This is a genomic window from Chryseobacterium sp. MYb328 (genome assembly GCF_037572595.1).
Classification (GTDB): domain Bacteria; phylum Bacteroidota; class Bacteroidia; order Flavobacteriales; family Weeksellaceae; genus Chryseobacterium; species Chryseobacterium pennae.
In genome coordinates this window covers 94,308-115,981 of record NZ_JBBGZQ010000017.1, presented here as the reverse complement: position 1 = coordinate 115,981, position 21,674 = coordinate 94,308, and the positions used below count along the sequence as shown (strand labels likewise).

The window sequence follows — 21,674 nt, the reverse complement described above, 5'->3', positions numbered from 1 at the left end:
TTATCTTGTTTTCCCTGTTCCTGTTGGCTCTCCTTCACCTTCTAAATCAGTATTTAGGTTATATCCTCCTACACCTGCATAGCCTCCTTTTATTATTTTAGCATTACTAATTCTAACCATTTGTAATTTCTCCAATGAAATTTTCTTTTCTGCTTGTTTCTTATTTTTCATAACGTACTCTATTTTTTTATTTACAAAGAAATAAAGATATATATATTTTTTCAAAAAAAAGATACCGAAATTTATAAATTTCGTATCCAAAAAACGTATAAAAAGCTAATAATCAATATTAAAGCTATTTATTATTTTCCTGTAAGGCTTTCATAAAATAAGAAGGCAATGTATCTGTTATTTTCTTAAAAGCATTGGTAAAAGACTCCACATTATTGTATCCGGCTTCATCAGCAATGGCGGCTATGGTAAGTTTCTGTAGATTTTTATTTGTTTTTAATTCACTGACAATATATTGAATCCTTAACGCATTCAGATATTGTGAAAAGTTTTGTCCTTTCAGTTCGTTTACTGATCTTGATAAATAGGCTCTGTTTGTATTAAATTCCTTAGATAAAAGATCTAAATTAATTTTCTTATCTAAGAATCTCTTTTCTATTTCAAATTCATTTAGCTGCCTGCTTAGTTGTTCCAGCTTATCGTTTGATAATGTTGCTTTCGGTTTCTCTTTTTGAAAATCTACTGTTTCAATACTATTATTAGTAGTAGTAGCAGTAGGAAGAGGAGGAGTAACTGGATATTCTGTGAGCAAATCAGCTTTATTCTGGTAGTTTTTTAATTTTTTCCTGTTTTCCTTGTATAAATAAACCAAATATATCATGATTCCTCCGGCTATGCCCAGGATCCAAAATAAGGTATAGTTCTTTGAGTTTAAATCTGATATCAATATTTCTTTTTCTTTTAAAAGAAGTGGGGTATCATATTTCTTGTTTATTTCAGTAGTTAAAAGCTTATTATTTTTACTTAAAATACTATCTACAGACAACAAGTGTTCAATATAAAACAATTGTTTTTCTTTATTTCCTGTTTTTTTATAATACTCTATTAATATTGGGTAGGTATTTCGTAATTCGTAAGATACATTTTTCGTTTTAGTAATGATAGAATCCACTTTTTCAAATCTATCTAAAAACTTTTCATTATTTGCATGATATAAAATCTTACCTATGTAATATTCAACTAAAGCAATGTTTTGAACATTATTGGGGTTTTCTTTAAAAAGTTGAGACGCTTCATTTAAGATTGGCAAAGCGAGATTATAGTTTGCCTGTTTAAAAGTATTGATACCCAAAACCAGTGATAAAGAAGCATAAAGATCCTTATCCTTACTTTTTAAATTTTGTTCAAATCCACGTTTCACATAATAATTTGAAGAATCCAGCTTATTACTTACATGATAGGCATAGGCTAGATTATATAAACATTTTTCGTAATTGATATCATTCGTTAATTTATTTTTTTCCAAATATTTCTTATAGCCTAATAATAAATTCAAAGCTTCCCGATAATCTTCTAATTCAAGCTTCAGCAAACCTATACAGGAATTAATATTATAAAAAATTTCACTTCCTTTTTTAGCATAGTTTTTAGCTATCAGGTAATTATCTAATGATTTTGAATATTCAGCAGTATAGTAATAATAAACCCCTTTATTTCGATAAGCTTTTGATAAATATTCGGTGTCCTGTATTTTTTTTGACACAGTAATCATACTGTCCAAGTACAATAATGCTGATTTATCATTATTCAGCTGGTATAACATCTGATATCCTTCAGCGATTTTCTCGTTATTTCTATTCTTTTTCCCTTCTACAAGGGCTGTATTGGCATAGATTTCTGCTTTAGTTTTATCGGTATAAAGAGTTTTTTTGAAAGAATTTTCTACTTGTTTAATATTTTTATTTCTCAGAGAATCAGGAATATGAAATCCTTTTATACTTTGTGAAAAATATAAATTCTGGCAAAGAATCAAGAAGTAAATAAAGATTTTCTTTTGCATACAAGGTCTTAATACACAAAAATACATATTTAAAAGTTTCTCTTATACAAGCAAACAACAAAATAAAATGGCTCACTCAAAAGTTAACAACTGAAATCTCCTTTTATTATTATAAATATTGAGCAGTACCCATTTCTTCCAATCTAAAGAGTATATACTTTCGGTATTCTTTTTAACAAGAATCTCGCTTCTTTTACCCTCTGATTATTTTTTTGCATTTCCAATGATGTTCTGCTTTTAATTGATATACTATATAGTTGGATTCTTAGTTAAATTCTTTCTTATTTTACGAATAAATGATACTCTTTCACTTAGACTCCCATTGACTTTACAAATGCAGAATAAAAAAAACACAAAACACTAACAATCAGATATTAAAAAGCTATTTTTTTTATCTGAATTTATAAATATACTATTAGTTTTTCCCGAAATTTATAAATTCAGACATGCTTTCCTTGTGTCATTAAAAAAGCACATGCATCTTTGTCTCAGGTAAAAACACAATGATTTATTTTTTTGTATGTGTACAGTACAAAATATAAATATATGAGCTGATCAGCACCTTCCCATGCCAGGGATAAATGGCAAGTAAATATTAATACAAAAAAATTTTAACAATGAAAAAATTAACAGGAATGAAGAAAGGATTTTCTTCTCTAGAAAACAAAAAACTTAAAAGAGACGATTTAAAAGTGATTGATGGTAGTTTAAGATCTTATGCTATCGAATCTAGTGCTGCAGTTACAACACCAGGATGCTATGAAGCAGACCATTATTCTTCTAACGGAGGTACTTATATTGGTAGACTAGAAGTTTGCTAAGCATATGAATAAAGGAAAAGGGAGGGTGAATTTCCCTCCTTTTTATCCATATCTCATTAAATTGAATTGTTTATGAAAATTTCACCGTCAATAAGATATAGTCTCTCTCTTATCATTTTATTATTTCTTACCTCTTGTAAAAAGAACTATATCACTTATTATAACAGAATTAATGATGCCGACAGTATATACAGGTTAGCTAACAATCCTAAGCTAGCTGTAGAAGAGTATCGGGAAATTTTCAAAGATTATGCTCCTAAAAATCAGGACCGTATTGAAGAATATGCGACTTATATAACTCTTGCTGACCAGTATCATGAAGACTTTGGTGGAAAAAAAAGTCTTTATCAATTGATTTCTCTGTTAGCTCCTTATGGTGAAGAATACAAAAAATACTTACCCCTTTTTAATAAATATGGAATAGACAATCCATCTGTAGAACAAAAAATCACAGAATGGAAACAAGGACTGGATAAAAAACTGGTTGATTCTTTTAAGATTGCCCTACAAAGGGACCAGATGGGACGTCCCCTTGATACAGCATTAACCAGAAAGAATGTGGAGAAAAATGCAAAACTTCTGATATGGACCTTTAAAAATTATGGATTCCCAACACCTGAAAAAATAGGATGGTTTCCAATGCCAACCTTTATCACTCATATGGTTGAATCCAAAAAAGACTATCCTTTTATAAAGGAAAAATTACTGGAATATGTAAAATCGGGAGACCTTTCACCTCGTGATTATGCACGAATGGATGACACTTACTTAGGAGCTCATCAACAAATCACACTCTACGGTTTTAATATGATCCCTGTAAAAGACAGTGCACAGACCAACCGTAACCGGAAAACCCTGGGCATCCCAAGCATGAAGCATAGCTCCAAAATAAGAAAAGATTTTTTTAAAAAACTAAAACAGAATGATACTCATAATATCGAATAACGGAGACTCTACCACTACAAGAGTTGTCAAATATCTTTCAGCAATGGGAAAGAAGTTTATTCGTGTTCATGAAGATGAGTTTTTTGAAATTAAAACAGATAAAAAAAGAATGTATCTGGCCAGTGAGAGAAACAAATTTTTCCTGGATGAGATTACAAGTACATGGTACAGAAGAGGAGGACTAAAATTCAAACGTCTTTACTATGATAATAATGCTGCCAACCACCATATGGATGAACATCAGCATTGGCTTGAAGATTACGTGATAAAAAAACTGGAATCACAAAAGACTATTAATAAACAAAGTAACAATCACGTCAATAAACTCCTGGTTCTGGAACAGGCAAAAAAAACAGGATTAGATGTTCCTGAATATTTTTTAGCAGAAAATACAGACGAAGTCATTATCAATGAAACCATTACAAAACCTATTACAGAAAATGTGATATTAGATTCTGTCGATAGAAATTTCAACGGTATCATTTACACTTCAGTAGTACAGGAAAAAGAGAAAGAAGATTTTTTTATCACATTTTTTCAGGAAAAAATCGAAAAAGATTTTGAAATAAGAACTTTTTATCTGGATGGTAAAATGTGGTCTACCGCTATTATTTCTCAAAATGACGAGCAGACTAAAACCGATTTCAGAAAGTATAATTATAAAAAACCCAACAGAAAGGTGCGATATCAACTTCCTGAAGATATTGAAGAAAAAACACACCAGCTCATGCAATCGCTGGACTTAAGCTGTGGCTCAATAGACTTTATAAAAAGTGGGGATACCTTCTATTTCCTGGAAGTAAATCCTACGGGGCAGTTCTTAGGACTATCAGAAATCTGCAACTACTCATTGGAAAAAGAAATAGCACAATATTTATGAAAAAATTATTTAGAGAAGAAAAGAATAAATTACCTCTTACCTTTAAATTTATTGAGAAGTTGGGCTCTAAAAAATCCAATGATAAGGAAAGCATTAGCACAAACTATATAAAGTGTGAAACTTATCAGACGGATTATCTTATGAGGGAAAGACCAATAAAAGCACTTACTAGACTATTATGAGACATTTTAACCTATTCAGTAATATTTTAATCACCAAAGGAGCCGGAAGAATCCTGATCTCTGATCTTCAGAGGAAGATCTCTGATCTTTATCCTTTGGAATTGTATGATGTTATTGAAGAGTTGAAAAATGAGTCAATTGAAAATATATTAGAGAATTATGACATTGAATCTCAACAGATCATTCATGAATATATAGACTTTTTGCTTGAAAAAGAATATGGTTTTATCACTCATGGGGATTGGGATAAAAACTTCCTTCCATTGTCCAATGAGTTTCAGGAAGTAAGCAGAATTTCCAATGTTTTCATTGAAATTGATAATGTCATTATTTTAGACAAAATAAAAAACTCTGTCAACAACTTAGGGGTAAAATATTTGGTAATTTACTGTAACAAGGAACTTTCTCTTAAAGAATATCAGGATATCGACAATAAATTTAAAGACTCCGTTTTAGAAGGAATAGAAATATACGCACCATTTCATAATGCCTTAAATAAAGAGTTTTTTCAAATCCTTAATCAAACAACCACAAGAATTTATAATTTCGTTTTCTATAATTGCGACAAGATTCCTTTGAAGACCAAAGAAGTATTTAGATTTAATATCAACTTTAACCATGAAAACCTCAAAATATCCGCTTGCGGAAAGGTAGATCTAAAATATTTCAATACTAATCTTCCAAAGGTTCTTGAAGCAATCAATCACAATTCCTGCCTGCACAAAAAAATAGGGATTGACATCCATGGTAATATTAAGAACTGCCCATTAATGCCTGAAAACTATGGAAACATTCATCATTCGAGTCTTGAAGAAGCCGTGATGCAGAATAATTTCAAAAAATACTGGAACCTTACCAAAGATAGTATAGAAACCTGCAAAGACTGTGAATTCCGTTATATATGTACAGACTGCAGGGCCTATACAGAAAACAATCACAATAATAAAGATGGACTTGATGTCTCGAAACCTTTAAAATGCGGTTATAATCCATATACCTGTACCTGGGAAGACTGGAGTAAAAATCCTTTGAAACAAAAGGCTATGGAACATTACAATATGGAAAATATACTGAATTAAAAAATTAAAGCACAAATATGTTTTTCCAATCCCACAGATGCGCTAATTATGAATGCAAACATTAACCATGAAACTCTTTATATATCCATCTGTGGGAAATTGGAAACAAAAATCAACAAAAAACTTCTATTGAATATTTTTCTTTCAGATTTATTTTATACCAGATAAAAATACTTTTCCAAATCAAATCCTATAAAATAAAATATTGAAATTCAAACTATATTTAGTAACTACCGGTTATATCTCACTAATAAAAGAAAAATATTTTTGTTAATTTAAAACATCTGTGTATTTTAGATGAAAATATTAATATGATTTTTGATAAACTAATTAACTACCTCAAACTTGATAAACAGGAATTTATTTTCCAGTTTAATTCTCACCCCAACTATCCGTCAGCATTGGCTTTCAGTGATACACTAAACTTTTTGGGGGTAAAAAATGATGCATATCAACTTGATAAGGAATATTGGGATGAACTTCCGGAAGAATTTATTGCTATTGTTGACAATGCATTTTCTTTAGTAAAAAAGTCAGGAAGCAATTACTCCGTTTATTCAGAAAAAGCAAAAACTTTAGATAAAGAAGAACTTTACAAAACCTCTACAGATTTTGTATTGCTGTTTGAAAAAACAGAGCAGGCAGAAAATAAAACAGCATTCAATTTCAAGCCAGTTTTATATGCTATTTTTGCTGTCATTCTTATTTATTCTTTTATATATCAGAATCTATTTGAAGCAGTTTTTAATCTTCTTTCACTAGCAGGTGTTTATATCTCTATGGAGATATTCAATCAGAAATTTGGTAATACATCTACTGTGATAGGAAGTATTTGTGGCGCTGCTCCTGCTACTCAAACAGCTAACTCCTGTGACAGGATTATCAAACAGGACAAAACAAGTATCCTGGGATTAAAATTCTCAGATTTCTCATTGATTTACTTTACCGGTCTTGCCATATTGGGATTATTTTTACCAGCTACAGCCTATATCGTAAAGGGATTTACCGTTGTTTCTATACTTGCCATTGGCTATTCACTCTACATCCAGGCTTTTGTTGAAAAAACATTTTGCAGGGTTTGTCTTTTAATTATCTCTATTCTGGTGGGGCAATTGGTGATCAGTGCTTTCTTTTTCCAGAATCTTTCCTTTGGAATCGGAGCGCTTTTACTGACAGTCATTTTATGGGTAATAATCTTTTCAGCAGTAATCTATTTCAATACCCTGCTTGAGCAAAAAGAAGAACTTCAAAAATCCAACGCCAAGAATCTCAGATTCAAAAGAAACTATGAACTATTCAAAAGTCAGTTATTGGAAAGAGACAAAGTCGAATTTCAGGATACTGAAACATTCTCTGTGGGGAAAAAAGATGCAAGACTTCGTATTTCCATTATTTCAAATCCTTACTGTGGTTTCTGTAAAGATGGTCATAAACTTGCTGAAAGTCTTTTAAAAAAATATCCTGAAGATGTTTCCCTGCAGATGAGATTCAATTATACAGCTGAAAGATCCAATGAGAAGTACAATGCATTGATCTCAGATTTTACATCTATCTACAACAATAAACCGGAAAAAGAATTCCTGCACGCTGTGGAAGAATGGTTTGAAACAAGGGATGAAAATAAGATCAACATTTTAGCAGGAGGAACTCCTACATCTGAAAACCTGGATCCATTGATCCAAATGACTGTAGAAAACAGTAATGCAGGACTTAACTTCACCCCTATCCTTGTGATCAACGGGTATCAGTTTCCTGAAAAATATGACAGAGAAGACATTCTGTTCTTTGTGGATGAATTAATAGAAGACGAAGAAATTTAGTCCGCATCTGTGATTTTAAAATTCACTATCTTAGGAAAAATAAAAGCGGTATCCGAAAAGCTATAAAAGAGTAGGTAAACCAAAACTATTTATTATGAAAAATCTAAAAGAACTTTCAAGAGAAAACCTAAGAACACTGAAAGGTGGTATTACGCAGGAATGTGCAAGGATTCAGTATGAAGCAAGCTATTGTGAATCCAAAATCAAAGCACCTAAAGAGGGCGCTGTAGACGCATGTAACAAATGGTGTTATTACTAGCATACCATTTCATTGAATTATAATATTGAATAAAGTAAAAAATGTCGTCAGCATATGACGGCATTTTATAATGATTAATAGCTTTGAAAAAATTTCCTTTTTATAAACAGCCAGACACAAAAGACTGTGGACCTACATGTCTTAGAATTGTAAGTAAATATTACGGTAAAAGTATCTCCCTTCAGCAGATCCGGGCCCTCTCTGAGACGACCCGTGAAGGAAGCAGTCTCCTTGGATTAAGTGATGCAGCAGAAAATCTGGGTTTCCGTTCACTGGGAGTTCAGGTCGACTTCAAAACTTTCGTAGAAGAAGTTCCGTTTCCATGTATCGTACACTGGAATAAAAATCACTTTGTGGTTGTTTATAAAGCCGATAAGAATAATAAAATTTATATATCCGATCCCAGTTATGGATTGATTACTTATACCCAGGACGAATTTATCAAATTCTGGATCGGAGAAAATGCCAATGAAACCACTGAAGAAGGAATAGTCCTTATCCTGGAAACGACACCAGCCTTCTTTCAAACTGAATTTGACAATGAAGAAAGTAAGGCAAGCTTTTCTTTTCTTTCAAGATATCTATTTAAATACAAATCACTTGTTATTCAACTGGCTGTAGGACTTCTTGCCGGAAGTTTACTATCTCTGGTATTCCCGTTTCTTACCCAAAGTATTGTAGACGTCGGGATACAGAATCAGGATATTAACTTTATTTATCTGGTCCTGCTTGCTCAGATTATGTTATTTCTTGGCAGAATGGGGATAGAAACGATCCGAAGCTGGATCCTTCTCCACTTATCTGCAAGAATCAATATTTCGATCATTTCCGATTTCTTTATCAAACTTATGAAGCTTCCTATCAGCTTTTTTGATACCAGAATGACCGGGGATATCATGCAAAGGATCAATGACCACCACAGAATAGAACAGCTCCTTACGAGCTCTTCATTAAATACCCTATTCTCTCTCGTCAATCTGATTATCTTCAGCATTGTCCTCCTACTTTATGATTACAGACTTTTCATTGTTTATCTCGTGGGGGCTGCAGCCTATATTGGATGGATCACTTTCTTCCTGAAGAAAAGAAAAGAACTTGATTATAAAAGGTTTTCCCAGGTTTCTCAGGAACAGAGTAAAGTCATTGAGCTGATTAACGGAATGCAGGAAATCAAAATGCATAATGCTGAGAAGCAAAAAAGATGGGACTGGGAATTTCTTCAGGTAAAACTATTTAAAATCAGAATAAAATCATTGTCCCTGGAACAATGGCAATCGGTAGGAGGAAACTTTATCAATCAGATGAAAGACATTCTGGTAAGCTTCCTGTCTGCAAAATTAGTATTAAGCGGAAACTTGACCTTAGGGATGATGCTTTCTGTACAATATATCATTGGACAGCTGAACAGTCCGCTTCTTCAACTTATTGATTTTATTAAACAAACTCAGGATGCAAAAATTTCCCTTGAAAGATTAGGTGAAATTCATGATAAAGAAGATGAAGAGCGTAAGGATGAACAATATGTTATGGAAATTCCACAAAAGGATATCGAGATCACAGATATGTCATTCCGATATATCGGATCTGATGTTCCGGTTTTTGAAAATCTGAACCTTACCATTCCTTATCAAAAAACTACAGCAATTGTTGGAGCCAGTGGAAGCGGAAAAACCACCTTATTGAAACTTCTGATGAAGTTTTATGAGCCAGACAATGGAGATATTAAAATCGGAAACACTGCTCTGAAAAATATTTCTCCGCGATTCTGGAGAGATCATTGCGGAGTTGTGATGCAGGAAGGATATGTATTTAATGATACAATTGCCAACAACATTGGAGTTGGTGAAGATCACATCGACAAAAAGAAATTAAGACGTGCAGTAGAAATCGCAAATATCAAAGACTTTGTAGAAAGCCTGCCGCTAAGTTACAATACCAAGATCGGAAATGAAGGTGTAGGAGTAAGTGGAGGACAGAAACAAAGACTTTTCATTGCGAGAGCTGTCTACAAATCTCCTGAATATATTTTATTTGATGAAGCTACCTCTGCATTAGATGCCAATAATGAAAAGGTCATTATGGAAAACCTTGAACAATTCTTCAGAGGTAAAACAGCAGTTGTTATTGCCCACAGACTTTCCACTGTAAAACATGCCGATAAGATCATTGTACTGGATAAAGGAAAAGTTGTAGAAGAAGGCAGTCATGCCGAATTGGTAGATCTGCGCGGTGAATATTACCGATTGGTAAGAAATCAGCTTGAACTGGGAAATTAATACAGAACCTATCACCAGGATAATAAACCTGAAGTCCTAATTTATTTACATTATATCCCTTTGAAATATAAAGTGGAAATTTTATCAGAAAACAATGAAAGAAGACGTTTTAGACAATATTGAGCTCCGCTCAGAGAGCGTACAGGATATCCTTACCCAACCACCCAATTGGATGATTCGTTGGGGGAACACTTTGATATTTATAATTATCCTGCTCATTTTTGCAATGAGTTACATTATAAAATATCCGGAATTTGTACCGGCTCCAATTATAGTAACTTCTCAAAATCCACCCGAAAAATTAGAAGCAAGGATCAATTCCAAGATTGAAAAAATATTCATCAAAGATCATCAGGAAGTAAAGAAAAATGATGTGTTGATGGTCATGTTGTCAGCTGCCAATTATAAAGATGTTATAGCATTAAAAAAACTGGTTGATTCTATATCACCTAATCAGCTTAATAGTTTTCCTATTGCCCAGACTTCAAGGTATAAACTTGGGGAGCTGCAGGGAGAATACAACAGCTTTGCAAAAGCTTTCCAGGATGAAGAACTTTTTACAAGGCTACAGCCTTATGCTCCTGAAAATATTGCAACCAACCAAAGCTTATCTGAGTCCAGAGTAAGAATTGCTACCTTAAAGCAACAGAAAAGCCTGGAGTCAGCCAAGTATGACCTTACCCGAAAAAATTTCCAACGGTCTCAGGATCTTTTTAATCAGGGAGTAATCTCTGCTATGGAACTTGAGAATGAAAAAATCAAATATCTTCAGGCTCAGCAAAACCTTGAAAACATCAACATCTCAATTTCACAGACTGAGGAAGGAATTTCCAATCTTAACAAAACCAAAAGCGGAACGGTTATTAATACCGAAAAAGATAAAATCAACTATTCTTCTCAGACATTGCAGTTATTTGAACAATTAAGAAAGTCTCTAAAACTTTGGGAGCAAAATTATCTTGTTATTTCATCTACGGATGGTGTTGCCAGTTTCCAGCAGTTTTTTGGTGAAAACCAGTTTGTAAAAGCAGGAGAACCTATTGTATCTATCCTTCCGAAGAATAAAGAACAATTAGTAGGCCGAATGTCAGTTCCTACCACCAATTCAGGAAAGATTATTCCGGGTGAAAAAGTATTGATCAAGCTAGACAACTACCGTTTCCAGGAATATGGAATCATTGAAGGAAAAGTTCAGAATATATCACTTATTCCTGATGATAAAGGAAATTACTATGTGGATGTTATTTTACCGAAAGGATTAAAAACAAGTTATAATAAAAATCTGAAATTTGATAAGGAACTTAGAGGAAGTGCAGAAATTGTAACTCAGGACCTGAGACTTATTGAAAGATTCTTCTACCAGATCAGAAAGCTATTAGGATATCAGGCCTGATAAAAGCTTTACATAAAATAAAACATGCCGTTCCAAAATTAAGGGACGGCTTTTTTATACCCATATTCGGTCTATTATTCAACATTGCGTACATCAAGATACAACAATACAAAATAATTCAAAAATACGCTATTAATAAGGGTTTACTAACATTTATTAGAACTATTTTTAAAGAAGGGTATTCTATGGATAATAAAGTTGAAAAAATAAGTTCTAAAAATGGGATAAGATATAACTATAAAGAAAATATAAGCCAAGGAGAATATTTCATTTTGAATAATGATATCCTTGAATTTTACAATGCGGAAGACAAAATATTTACGAAAGGAGGGTAAGCTTCAATAGACTGATTGACAGTTAAAATTAAGTTTTGTTTTCTCCTTTTAAAAAAGAAAAAAATGATATAAGATCATACAAATTAGATCTTTAATTTCATAATTAAATGTGTAAAAAATAATAAATTCAATTTTAAACCATAATAACTACCTATATATCAACAGCTAACATAATAAAATTTTTCCCACTAATTAGAATTAAATTTATATATTTGATTTAATATCCTAATCAAAATTCACCAATTATGAAAAAATTAAATGGAATGAAGAGTTTCTCTTCATTAGAAAACAAGAAATTAAATGATTTATCAAAAATCAATGGAGGGCTAATGGCAGAGACCAGTATGCAATGGACACATGAAACAGGAAGCGGTTCTGATACAGGAGTATACAGAGATAATAAATTAGTAGCTGTCATTACAGAGCCTAACTAAACAGATCATTTTAATTATTAGAAGCTAAAGAGAGAATTTTTCTTTAGCTTTTTTAATTTATAACAATTAGTGGATCTATTAAAATTTTCTTAATGAATAGTTGTATTAAAAAAAATCAGATAATAGGATTTTTTCTTGTTTTCAGTTTCTTATCCATGACTTCCTGTCGAAATAATGGGGCTGATTACATTTTTTACTACAATAGTGTAAATTCTATTGATAGTATCTACCGGATGAATAATGATACTCTTACCGCAATCAAGAAATTTAAAAAGCTATTCCGAAATTTTGAGCCAAGAAATGATGAAAGAATGGAAGAATATGAAAAATATATTAAGTTTTCAGATAAATACAACAAAAAATTTGGAGGAAAAAAAAGTCTATATAAACTTATCCCCTTAGTCGCTCCATATTGGAAATTCAAACGAGAAGACACAGATTTTTTTAAGCTATATAAAAAGTATGGGATTGATAGGAATACAGTAGAGCAGAAAGTAGCAGAATGGAAAAAATCGTTAAACAAACAACTTATTGATTCTTTTAGAATAGCTTTTATCAGGGATCAGGCTAAAGATTCGATAACAGGGCAACAATCACTTAATAATTTTAGAAAAAATGCTGCGTTGCTAAAATGGACACTTACAAATTATGGCTATCCATCAATGCAAAAAATTGGACTTGAAACGGATGATGGTGTTTTTATGCCAATGTTGATTTATTTAAACCATATGGCACAAATAGAAGACTATGAATATTTCAAAACGAAGCTAGTAGACTATGTAAGATCCGGTGATCTAGCACCAAGAGATTATGTAGAAATGGTGGAAAGATATATTCAGATTAATCATTTAAAGCCTATATATGGCGTGAAAAGCACTGATGAAGAAATCATGAAGGATTCAGCGAATATCAATCGTAATAGAAGACTTATCGGGCTACAAAGCTTTAAAGTTAGAAGAAAAATAACAAAAGAATTTTTAAAGAATAACTCAAGTGAAAAATGATACTAATAATTTCTGATAATAATGATATTTCAACTACAGAAGTTATCAAATGGCTTCTTGTGATGCAGAAAAAATTTATTCGAGTGCATGAGGATGAAATATTTGAAATTAGAATTTGGGAAAAAAAGTTTTTTTTAGAGAGCACCAATAACCATTTCTTTTTGGATGAAATACATAGTGTGTGGTACAGAAGAGGAGGATTGAATTTTAAACGTCTGCGATATAAAAATGAAGCCATAAATATCAATATGAATGAAGCACAGCACTGGCTGGAAGATTACGTGAAGAAAAAGCTTGAATCAATAAAACATATCAATAAAGAAAGTAACAGCCTTGTAAATAAACTTTTAGTATTAGAAGAAGCTGAAAAAGTTGGTTTAGATGTACCGTCCTATTTTCTTTCAGAAAATACTGATGATGTTATCTTCGGGAAAACGATAGTAAAAACTATAGCAGGAAACCCAATGCTTGAATCTTTTTACAAAGATTCAAATGGAATGATGTTTACAACGATAGTAGAAGAACATGAAAATGAAAATTTCTTTCCAACCTTTTTTCAGGAAAAGATCGAAAAGGATTTTGAAATCCGAACTTTTTATTTAAACGGAAAATGTTGGTCAATAGCCATTTTTTCGCAGAATGACGAACAAACAAAAGTTGATTTTAGAAATTATAATTACGAAAAGCGTAACAAGAATGTAAGATACATACTTCCAAAAGAGATAGAAGAAAAAATTAATCACTTAATGCAGAAGCTCGATTTGAACTGTGGATCTTTGGATTTTATGAAAAGCGGAGATCAGTATTACTTTTTAGAGGTAAATCCAATTGGACAATTTGGATATTTATCAAGTATATGTAATTATTCATTAGAAAAAGAAATAGCAGAATACTTATGAAAAATAAGCTGGGAGAAAAGCATAAACTCCCTCTAACATTTAAACAAATAACGAAATTTGGAGGTAAAAGTAATGTAAAGCCTAACAGTAATACAGTATACTTCTTACAATCCGAAAAATTCCGTTCCGATTTTTACATTCGAGAAAAACCGTTTAAAGCACTTACAAGGTTACTATGAAACATTTCAATTTATTCAGCAATACCTTAATTACAAAAGGTGCAGGCAGAATACTTATTTCTGATCTCCAAAGAAATACTTCCGAAGTATATCCATTAGAATTTTATGACGTAATAGAAGAATTGAAAAACAAGTCTATAGAAGATATATTATCTGATTATGATGATGAATCTAAAGAAATTTTTCAACAATATTTGAATCTGCTACTTGAAAAAGAATACGGGTTTATTACACAAAATGGTTGGGATAATAACTTTCCACCTCTTTCCTATCAGTATAATAATTATTCATCTATTTCAGATTTGTTTATAGAACTCAACGATATTTCTATTTTGGAAAAAATAAAACAATCTGTAGAGAATCTTGGAATAAAATATTTGGTGATACACAGTAAAAAAAAAATTACAATGGAAGGTTTTATCCGCATTGACCAAACTTTCGCAAGTTCCGTTGTTTCTGGAATTGAAATTTTTGCCCCTTATCATGATGCAATTGACAAAGAGTTCATCCAAGAAATTAATACAAAAACATTCAGAACATATAACCTTACTTTTTATAACTGCAAAAAAGTCCCATTCAAGGTAAAAGACGAGTTCAGGTTTATTGTAAATTTTACTAAAGATCCCATACATATATCTTCCTGTGGAAAAGTCGATGTAAAATACTTTAACACAAACATCACAAAAGTCATTGAAGCCATCAATCACAACTCCTGTTTACATAAAAAAATTGGAATTGATATACATGGTAACATTAAAAACTGCCCTTTAATGCCAGTAAATTTTGGTAATATCAATACACATACTTTGGAGCAGGCCGTTAATCAAAACGATTTCAAAAAACTCTGGAATCTCACCAAAGATAAAATAGAAATATGCAAAGATTGTGAGTTTAGATACGTCTGTACAGATTGTAGAGCTTTTACAGAACAATCCCATATAGATGAAAATGGTTTAGATACTTCAAAACCGCTAAAATGTGGTTATAATCCTTATACAAATATATGGGAAGATTGGAGCAAAAATCCATTGAAACAAAATGCAATTCAATGCTATGAAAAAATTGGTTTTCATGAAGGTTTCCCTGTTTAGAAATATCAAACTAAGTCTAAATTCAATACACTTCTAATATAAAAGTAAAACTTCTTGTAAATTAATTTTTTACAAGAAGTTAATGTATTAAATTATGACCACAACAAATTAAAAAATCTACTTCAATTTATGAAAAATCTATTTGCAAAAGAAACAACTATAAAAACAACATTATTACTCTTGATGGGAAAAAACTCACCAAAATAATATTTAATCAATTGAACTATAAAAGTCCATTTAATGATATATTTGAGTTTACAGGTGACCTAATTTTAGGCTATGTGAATGAAAACTGAATAACATAAGTAGAGTTGTTGTTTTTCAAATGAAAAAATTAAAACCGCAACCATTAATAATGATTGCGGTTTTTGTAGCGAAGACGGGAATTGAACCCGTGACCTCAGGGTTATGAATCCTGCGCTCTAACCAACTGAGCTACCTCGCCGTTTTGGTGGTGCAAATATAGAAAAAATAATTTTACCTATATTCCCATAATGCAAATAAAGACTAAATATATTAAAACTGAAGTCTTCGGATAACATTTTCTAAGGAGAACGAACAATAATAGGAGAAAGCAATGCAAAAAAATGACAGCTTTCATATAAAAATTAAAACCGCAACCATTAATTAATGATTGCGGTTTTTGTAGCGAAGACGGGAATTGAACCCGTGACCTCAGGGTTATGAATCCTGCGCTCTAACCAACTGAGCTACCTCGCCGTTTTGGTGGTGCAAATATAGAAAAATATTCTTTACCTCCAAAATTATTTTACCTTAAAATATTCCAAAACATCTCCTACATGATCTGGCTTACTGATTATCTTACTGTTAGAATCTAAAATAAAATAGGTCGGAGTCGCATGAACATTGTAAGTATCTACGTAAGTACTATTCCAGCCTCTCAATTCTGAGTCATTGATCCATGGAAATGCAGCAATCTTTGTAGAATAAGAATTTTTATCCACATCTAAAGACAGAGCAATCACCTGAATATTTTTTGATTTCAGTTCATTGTATTTTTCCAATAGCTTTGGAAGTTCACTTTCACAGTGTGAGCATGTAGATGACCAGAATATAATAACTTTTTTATCAGCCTTTACATCATGAATTGATTTAGCAGTGGTATTGGTTGCTGACTGGAACTTATAATTAGGAAAGACAGCCCCCGTTTCTACATTAGCATTAGATTTTAATGTAGAAGCTAACCTATCGTTGATAGTACATTTAAGATTTTTAGCTAAACCAAGATATTTGTTCTTAAACTCATCCATCTGATAAACATCAAAAATATCGATAAGTTCTGATAATACAGTCTGCCCTCTTGGAGTTTCAACCTTTAAGCGGTCTAAAAGTTTATCTACAGAACCTCCGACATTAGTATTTCCTCCTGAATTCAGGTAAGCTACCAATACGGGTCTTAGTAATGATGAGCTTTCAAGCATATCGTTAGACTTATCCAGGAAATTAATAATATCATCCTGATTAACCTTTTTATTATCTGCCGGATTTCCAATAAATTTGCTGTAGTTGGTATTATAATAAGCTACAAATGGATGTTTTGCTGCATCAACGGAGCTCGATGTCCCGGAAAGTCTATCGATTTCGGTTTTCAGAGCTTTTCCAAAGTCTGTATTATCTTTATAATATTCTTTAATCTGGGCTAAAGCAGGAAGAATAAGTTCTTTCTTTTGTGAACCTTCCTGTTGTTTACTCATGATCTCATTAGCTTCATCCAGATATATAACATCTTTCACTTTATTATTCTGAATATCCAATTTGATATTTACATTTTTATTTTCAGAAATAAAGCTGATCGTATTGTTGGTTGAAGGGAAATAGAGTTTCATCATTCCCATATAGTGATTTGGATATTTAAACGTCCAGGTATTATTCTTACTCTGTTCTTTGGTAACAATAATATCTTTTGAACCGTTTAATGTATATAGAATAGCATCTTTATCTGTAAAATCTGCCGGTGTCTGAACTGTAACTGTAAACTGAGCCTGCAGTGCAAATGTAGCTAAAACTGCAGATAGCGTATAAATCTTTTTCATAGAGTAAAAATAAAAAAACTCTCTGATTAATCAGAGAGTTTAGTATTATTTTAATAAAATTTTATGCTTTAATGCTTTTATACTTCTTTGTGTAGAATGCAATGAATGCAACAGCTACTACAGCAAGTAAATACACATACATATCAATTGGTGCTGATGGTGCTCCACCTGTACCGTGACCACCGGTTCCTCCTCCTCCGGGAACTGGCATATCATCAGGATCCGCACTTACCAATATTGTGGTAAAGAAAAACAATGCAAATACTAGTTTATTTATGGTTTTCATATTAATTTTTATTTTAAGATTTTGGTGTTAACTATTACTCCTTTATCCGAAACAACTTTTACAATGTAAGAACTCTTCACTGAACCATCAAGTTCAATTACGAAATCCTTAGATGTATCAACAGTTTTCTTAGAGATGATAAGTTTACCACTCATATCATAAACTTCAATATCTGCTTTTTTCCAATCTGGGTCGAATCTAACGATATAATTACTGATTGCAGGATTGTATACAACTGTTGTTCTGGAAAGTGTAGCAGTTTCCTTAGCTGCAAGAGTTCCTTTATTAGGCTCTCCATAATATAAATTATAAGATTTAGAGCTTACAGGAACTACATCTCCTTGTTTTGCTTGTTGTACAGAACCATTAGATGCTTTATAGTAGAATCCTGTTCCTGAAGACAACTGGTGTGTTCCAGCAGGAAGCATTTCTGCATTCTCTCTGATTTCAAATTTATAAGAAACTATTTTTTTATCCGGTTTGCTAAAATCAAAATTCCATAGTAATAAATCTTTTCCTAAGAAATCTTTTTCATTAGCCTCGTTAATATATAGCCAATATTTTGCATTATAGTTCGGATCATAACCTCCATTTGGCGCTTCCTCAAAAGTACCGATAAGATTACTGCTGCTAGCAGCAGCCTGTACTGTAGTTGCAATAGAAGTCTGGTGACCGGTAGTAGCTGTAGCAGAAACTACATAATAGGCTCTTCCAAGCTCATTACCATTAGCATCAAGACCGATAACTCCTAATTGCTTAATACTTGCTCCCGCAGATTTATTGGCTTTACCAGCCATTTTAGCAGCATTTACATTATAGTCTGTTCCATCAACTCTCACTACATCCTTAAATCGTCTAAGGGTACTGAAATTCAAATTTTGAGCACTATTGTCTCTAAGCTTAATAATAAATGGCTGCATTGGTTTAATAATTAATCCAATATCTCCAACAGGAGTTCCATTTAAATTAAATGTCTGCTTTAATGCCCCTGTAGTAAAAGTATACCCATTAGCCTGTGTTACCACTGAACCAGATGTATACTCAATCCCCATGATATTAGCAACATTGTTACCGTCTGTAATCGCTCCGCCTTCAATATAACCAATCTTAGAAAGGTCCAGGTTTGTAAGGTATGGGTTACCAAACTGGTAAATATTTTTACCATAAGTTACATTCCACTCTCCGTTAGGAAGATCAAACTGATCCTGAAGGTAAGAGTTATAAGCTTCACCGTAACTGTTTGCTCCGTTACCGTTAGGACCGAAATATACATTTCCTCCATTTTGTAAATTCACAGGAGCAAAGGTAGCATATGGTCTACCGCTTATCTTATTCACGGAACCTGATACAGGCGTATTAAGATTTAGGTTATTATTTCTAGAACCTAACATATAATATGCCGGACCATTACTGGTTGTACTTGACAAATCAGTAACATGATCAGATTTAGCCTGGGCATTATTCCATTGCAAAATAAGATCATTGTTTACATTACCAGGATTCTGAATATTTCTTACAGTACCGAATGTTTTTCCTAATTCGGTTGATAATGAACTGTAAGTTTTACCGAAGAAAGGAAGTGCAATTTGTTGGAAATAATTGCCGTTCCCTTGTTTGTCTGTCAGGTATTCTTTAGTTACAATACCTGTAATGTTGGACTGAGTTAATCCATCAATGTACAATTGACCGTACGTAGAAGAAGCATAAGTACCAGGGGTATTTAGCCTTAAAACAATATTATCTCCATTGGTGGTTTTATCCGCACCTAATGCATCAATTGTTTTTAAAGCATCTGTACCTGATCCTACAATCATGACATTTCCACGTACATCCAGAACGCCTGTGTCTTTTGTTTGGACACCGCCACCGCTAAAAACTAGGGTGCCTTCGCTCACATACATTTTAGCATCAGTGTCTACGTGACATAATATCTGCGCCTGAACAGAATAACTGATTGCTAAAAGACCTATAGCAAATAAACTTTTTCTCATTGTATAAATTATTTGTGTGTTAATACAATCTTCACCCGCAAAGGTATTATTTTTTTCTTTAAAAAAAAAACATTTTATCTATTAATCAAAATATTATCTTCTGTTAAGACAATCTTTTTTTCTTCTCCGATTGAAAACATATAGTCTTCCAGAACCTTTTCTGTGGTACCTCTCAGACCTCTTGCTCCTAATCCTTTATCAATAGTTTCCTCCACAATTTTCTCGATTGCCCCGTCTGTAATTACCAAATCTGTGCCATCCATCTTAAAAAGCTCCACAAATTGATTCACGATCGAATTTTTAGGTTCTTTCATAATTCTTACCAGCGTCTCTTTTGTGAGTTTATCAAGGTAAGTGATGATTGGAAACCTTCCTAAAAGTTCGGGAATTAATCCGAAAGAACGTAAATCAATTGCATTAATATTTGTTAATACATATTCATCTTCATCTGTTTTATTGATTTTTTCTGAACTGAAACCAATGGCCTGCTTGTTCATTCTTCTTTCTATAATCTCCTTAATACCGTCAAAAGCTCCTCCGGCAATAAACAGAATATTCTGAGTATTCACCTGAATATACTTTTGGTCAGGATGTTTTCTTCCTCCCTGTGGCGGAACGTTTACAATACTTCCTTCCAACAGTTTCAGTAATCCCTGCTGTACTCCTTCTCCTGATACATCTCTTGTAATGCTCGGGTTGTCTGATTTTCTTGCAATCTTATCGATCTCATCAATAAAGACAATTCCTCTTTCAGCTTTTTCCACATCATAGTCTGCCACCATCAATAGTCTCGAAAGGATACTTTCAACATCTTCTCCTACATATCCTGCTTCTGTTAGAATCGTTGCATCCACGATACAGAAAGGAACATTAAGCTCTCTTGCAATCGTTTTAGCCAATAGGGTTTTTCCTGTACCGGTCTCTCCTATCATAATGATATTGGACTTTTCCAGCTCTACTTCTCTATTTTCATCCTGAGCATGAAGCAATCTCTTATAATGATTGTATACTGCAATGGAAAGCTGTTTTTTTGCCTGATCCTGTCCTATTACATACTGATCAAGAAATACTTTAATTTCTTTTGGTTTTTTAAGATCTTCCATATTGTCTGCTGGTGAATGCCCTGATTTCGAGGCACTGTCTTTTACAATTACATGTGCCTGCTCTATACAATTTTCACAAATAAAACCGTTCTGCCCAGAAATCAACATCTGTACTTCATTTCTTTTTCTTCCACAGAAAGAACATTGGTTTGGATTCATATTATATAATATATGTATATGTTAAAGAAAATCGTAAAAAATTACTTTTTTACGATTTTCTGTGTTTTAAGAATTAATAATTGAGTTTTGGATCTCTGTATATTCTTCGTTCGTTAATTTTAGTCTTTCATTTCTGAAGTTCATGTCTTCCATCTTGTTTAAAGGAATAAGATGAATATGCGCATGAGGAACTTCAAGTCCTACAACCGCTACTCCTACTCTTACACATGGAATTGCAGTTTTGATCTTCTTGGCAACCTCTTGGGCAAATCCCCAAAGGTTTTTGTATTCTTCACTTTCAAGATCAAAAATCAAATCCACTTCTTTTTTCGGAACTACTAAAGTATGTCCTTTCACCAAAGGCATTGCATCGAGGAACGCAATAAAGTTTTCGTCCTCAGCAATTTTATAAGAGGGAATTTCGCCGTTGATGATTTTTGTGAAGATAGTGCTCATTTTTTTATAAGTTAGAG

Annotated in this window: 20 protein-coding genes and 2 tRNA genes; 13 read left to right on the top strand and 9 right to left on the bottom strand. The window is 32.5% G+C overall.

What is annotated here, in order from left to right; genetic code table 11:
* Complete coding sequence (locus WH267_RS16690) at nucleotides 1–171, bottom strand: hypothetical protein (RefSeq protein ID WP_165852322.1); 171 nt, start codon at nucleotides 169–171, stop codon at nucleotides 1–3.
* 124 nt (nucleotides 172–295) lie between these two features.
* On the bottom strand, nucleotides 296–2,011 hold the full coding sequence (locus tag WH267_RS16685; protein ID WP_340009850.1) for an AraC family transcriptional regulator: 1,716 nt from the start codon (nucleotides 2,009–2,011) through the stop codon (nucleotides 296–298).
* Nucleotides 2,012–2,628: 617 nt separating this feature from the next.
* Here WH267_RS16685 and WH267_RS16680 point away from each other — a divergent pair.
* The 13 genes from WH267_RS16680 to gwsS (WH267_RS16620) all read left to right on the top strand — a co-directional run bounded on the left by WH267_RS16680 (nucleotide 2,629) and on the right by gwsS (WH267_RS16620) (nucleotide 15,608).
* Nucleotides 2,629–2,832 carry a TIGR04139 family peptide modification target gene (locus tag WH267_RS16680; RefSeq protein WP_115973737.1) on the top strand — a complete coding sequence of 68 codons (204 nt, stop codon included), beginning with the start codon at nucleotides 2,629–2,631 and terminating at the stop codon, nucleotides 2,830–2,832.
* Nucleotides 2,833–2,904: 72 nt separating this feature from the next.
* On the top strand, nucleotides 2,905–3,777 hold the full coding sequence (locus tag WH267_RS16675; protein ID WP_340009847.1) for a hypothetical protein: 873 nt from the start codon (nucleotides 2,905–2,907) through the stop codon (nucleotides 3,775–3,777).
* The gene (gene gwsG / locus WH267_RS16670; RefSeq protein ID WP_340009846.1) at nucleotides 3,755–4,657 is read left to right on the top strand and encodes a grasp-with-spasm system ATP-grasp peptide maturase; all 903 of its coding nucleotides are present in this window, start codon (nucleotides 3,755–3,757) and stop codon (nucleotides 4,655–4,657) included. Before WH267_RS16675 ends, gwsG (WH267_RS16670) begins: the two co-directional genes overlap by 23 nt.
* 178 nt (nucleotides 4,658–4,835) lie before the next feature.
* Nucleotides 4,836–5,918 carry a grasp-with-spasm system SPASM domain peptide maturase gene (gwsS, locus tag WH267_RS16665; protein WP_340009844.1) on the top strand — a complete coding sequence of 361 codons (1,083 nt, stop codon included), beginning with the start codon at nucleotides 4,836–4,838 and terminating at the stop codon, nucleotides 5,916–5,918.
* A gap of 311 nt (nucleotides 5,919–6,229) precedes the next feature.
* Nucleotides 6,230–7,738, top strand: a complete 1,509-nt coding sequence (locus tag WH267_RS16660) for a vitamin K epoxide reductase family protein (RefSeq protein ID WP_340009842.1) — start codon at nucleotides 6,230–6,232, stop codon at nucleotides 7,736–7,738.
* Nucleotides 7,739–7,832: 94 nt separating this feature from the next.
* On the top strand, nucleotides 7,833–7,997 hold the full coding sequence (locus tag WH267_RS16655; RefSeq protein ID WP_165852324.1) for a bacteriocin-like protein: 165 nt from the start codon (nucleotides 7,833–7,835) through the stop codon (nucleotides 7,995–7,997).
* A gap of 83 nt (nucleotides 7,998–8,080) precedes the next feature.
* The gene (locus WH267_RS16650) at nucleotides 8,081–10,273 is read left to right on the top strand and encodes a peptidase domain-containing ABC transporter (protein ID WP_340009840.1); all 2,193 of its coding nucleotides are present in this window, start codon (nucleotides 8,081–8,083) and stop codon (nucleotides 10,271–10,273) included.
* Between the two features lie 94 nt (nucleotides 10,274–10,367).
* Nucleotides 10,368–11,666, top strand: coding sequence for an HlyD family secretion protein (locus WH267_RS16645; RefSeq protein ID WP_115973744.1), 1,299 nt, complete (start codon nucleotides 10,368–10,370; stop codon nucleotides 11,664–11,666).
* A 185-nt stretch (nucleotides 11,667–11,851) separates the two neighbouring features.
* Nucleotides 11,852–12,001, top strand: a complete 150-nt coding sequence (locus WH267_RS16640) for a hypothetical protein (RefSeq protein ID WP_340009837.1) — start codon at nucleotides 11,852–11,854, stop codon at nucleotides 11,999–12,001.
* Between the two features lie 245 nt (nucleotides 12,002–12,246).
* On the top strand, nucleotides 12,247–12,435 hold the full coding sequence (locus tag WH267_RS16635) for a grasp-with-spasm system A modified peptide (RefSeq protein ID WP_123321578.1): 189 nt from the start codon (nucleotides 12,247–12,249) through the stop codon (nucleotides 12,433–12,435).
* 92 nt (nucleotides 12,436–12,527) lie between these two features.
* Entirely contained in the window at nucleotides 12,528–13,439 is a 912-nt protein-coding gene (locus tag WH267_RS16630; protein WP_340009834.1) for a hypothetical protein, read from the top strand.
* A complete protein-coding gene (gwsG, locus tag WH267_RS16625; protein ID WP_340009832.1) occupies nucleotides 13,436–14,338 on the top strand; it encodes a grasp-with-spasm system ATP-grasp peptide maturase in 903 nt (300 codons plus the stop codon). Before WH267_RS16630 ends, gwsG (WH267_RS16625) begins: the two co-directional genes overlap by 4 nt.
* 175 nt (nucleotides 14,339–14,513) lie before the next feature.
* Nucleotides 14,514–15,608 (top strand): grasp-with-spasm system SPASM domain peptide maturase, encoded by a 1,095-nt coding sequence (gene gwsS, locus WH267_RS16620; RefSeq protein ID WP_340009830.1) that lies wholly within the window; start codon nucleotides 14,514–14,516, stop codon nucleotides 15,606–15,608.
* A gap of 371 nt (nucleotides 15,609–15,979) precedes the next feature.
* Here gwsS (WH267_RS16620) and WH267_RS16615 read toward each other — a convergent pair.
* The 7 genes from WH267_RS16615 to WH267_RS16585 all read right to left on the bottom strand — a co-directional run bounded on the left by WH267_RS16615 (nucleotide 15,980) and on the right by WH267_RS16585 (nucleotide 21,657).
* A tRNA-Met gene (locus tag WH267_RS16615) sits at nucleotides 15,980–16,053 on the bottom strand.
* Between the two features lie 201 nt (nucleotides 16,054–16,254).
* Nucleotides 16,255–16,328 (bottom strand) — tRNA-Met (locus WH267_RS16610).
* Between the two features lie 44 nt (nucleotides 16,329–16,372).
* A complete protein-coding gene (locus tag WH267_RS16605; RefSeq protein ID WP_115972696.1) occupies nucleotides 16,373–17,662 on the bottom strand; it encodes a TlpA family protein disulfide reductase in 1,290 nt (429 codons plus the stop codon).
* A gap of 61 nt (nucleotides 17,663–17,723) precedes the next feature.
* Nucleotides 17,724–17,948: a signal peptidase gene (locus WH267_RS16600; protein WP_115972697.1), complete on the bottom strand. Its 225-nt coding sequence runs from the start codon at nucleotides 17,946–17,948 to the stop codon at nucleotides 17,724–17,726.
* 8 nt (nucleotides 17,949–17,956) lie between these two features.
* A complete protein-coding gene (locus tag WH267_RS16595; protein ID WP_340009828.1) occupies nucleotides 17,957–19,939 on the bottom strand; it encodes a T9SS type A sorting domain-containing protein in 1,983 nt (660 codons plus the stop codon).
* 74 nt (nucleotides 19,940–20,013) lie between these two features.
* Nucleotides 20,014–21,201, bottom strand: coding sequence for an ATP-dependent Clp protease ATP-binding subunit ClpX (clpX, locus tag WH267_RS16590; protein WP_340009826.1), 1,188 nt, complete (start codon nucleotides 21,199–21,201; stop codon nucleotides 20,014–20,016).
* 66 nt (nucleotides 21,202–21,267) lie between these two features.
* A complete protein-coding gene (locus WH267_RS16585) occupies nucleotides 21,268–21,657 on the bottom strand; it encodes an HIT family protein (protein ID WP_045492597.1) in 390 nt (129 codons plus the stop codon).
* Nucleotides 21,658–21,674 lie beyond the last annotated feature (17 nt).

What these genes read in the sequence shown, in the direction of transcription:
- WH267_RS16690 (WP_165852322.1), bottom strand. Translation starts at nt 171, where the DNA reads ATGAAAAATAAGAAACAAGCAGAAAAGAAAATTTCATTGGAGAAATTA.
- WH267_RS16685 (WP_340009850.1), bottom strand. Translation starts at nt 2,011, where the DNA reads ATGCAAAAGAAAATCTTTATTTACTTCTTGATTCTTTGCCAGAATTTA.
- WH267_RS16680 (WP_115973737.1), top strand. Translation starts at nt 2,629, where the DNA reads ATGAAAAAATTAACAGGAATGAAGAAAGGATTTTCTTCTCTAGAAAAC.
- WH267_RS16675 (WP_340009847.1), top strand. Translation starts at nt 2,905, where the DNA reads ATGAAAATTTCACCGTCAATAAGATATAGTCTCTCTCTTATCATTTTA.
- gwsG (WP_340009846.1), top strand. Translation starts at nt 3,755, where the DNA reads ATGATACTCATAATATCGAATAACGGAGACTCTACCACTACAAGAGTT.
- gwsS (WP_340009844.1), top strand. Translation starts at nt 4,836, where the DNA reads ATGAGACATTTTAACCTATTCAGTAATATTTTAATCACCAAAGGAGCC.
- WH267_RS16660 (WP_340009842.1), top strand. Translation starts at nt 6,230, where the DNA reads ATGATTTTTGATAAACTAATTAACTACCTCAAACTTGATAAACAGGAA.
- WH267_RS16655 (WP_165852324.1), top strand. Translation starts at nt 7,833, where the DNA reads ATGAAAAATCTAAAAGAACTTTCAAGAGAAAACCTAAGAACACTGAAA.
- WH267_RS16645 (WP_115973744.1), top strand. Translation starts at nt 10,368, where the DNA reads ATGAAAGAAGACGTTTTAGACAATATTGAGCTCCGCTCAGAGAGCGTA.
- WH267_RS16640 (WP_340009837.1), top strand. Translation starts at nt 11,852, where the DNA reads ATGGATAATAAAGTTGAAAAAATAAGTTCTAAAAATGGGATAAGATAT.
- WH267_RS16635 (WP_123321578.1), top strand. Translation starts at nt 12,247, where the DNA reads ATGAAAAAATTAAATGGAATGAAGAGTTTCTCTTCATTAGAAAACAAG.
- WH267_RS16630 (WP_340009834.1), top strand. Translation starts at nt 12,528, where the DNA reads ATGAATAGTTGTATTAAAAAAAATCAGATAATAGGATTTTTTCTTGTT.
- gwsG (WP_340009832.1), top strand. Translation starts at nt 13,436, where the DNA reads ATGATACTAATAATTTCTGATAATAATGATATTTCAACTACAGAAGTT.
- gwsS (WP_340009830.1), top strand. Translation starts at nt 14,514, where the DNA reads ATGAAACATTTCAATTTATTCAGCAATACCTTAATTACAAAAGGTGCA.
- WH267_RS16605 (WP_115972696.1), bottom strand. Translation starts at nt 17,662, where the DNA reads ATGAAAAAGATTTATACGCTATCTGCAGTTTTAGCTACATTTGCACTG.
- WH267_RS16600 (WP_115972697.1), bottom strand. Translation starts at nt 17,948, where the DNA reads ATGAAAACCATAAATAAACTAGTATTTGCATTGTTTTTCTTTACCACA.
- WH267_RS16595 (WP_340009828.1), bottom strand. Translation starts at nt 19,939, where the DNA reads ATGAGAAAAAGTTTATTTGCTATAGGTCTTTTAGCAATCAGTTATTCT.
- clpX (WP_340009826.1), bottom strand. Translation starts at nt 21,201, where the DNA reads ATGAATCCAAACCAATGTTCTTTCTGTGGAAGAAAAAGAAATGAAGTA.
- WH267_RS16585 (WP_045492597.1), bottom strand. Translation starts at nt 21,657, where the DNA reads ATGAGCACTATCTTCACAAAAATCATCAACGGCGAAATTCCCTCTTAT.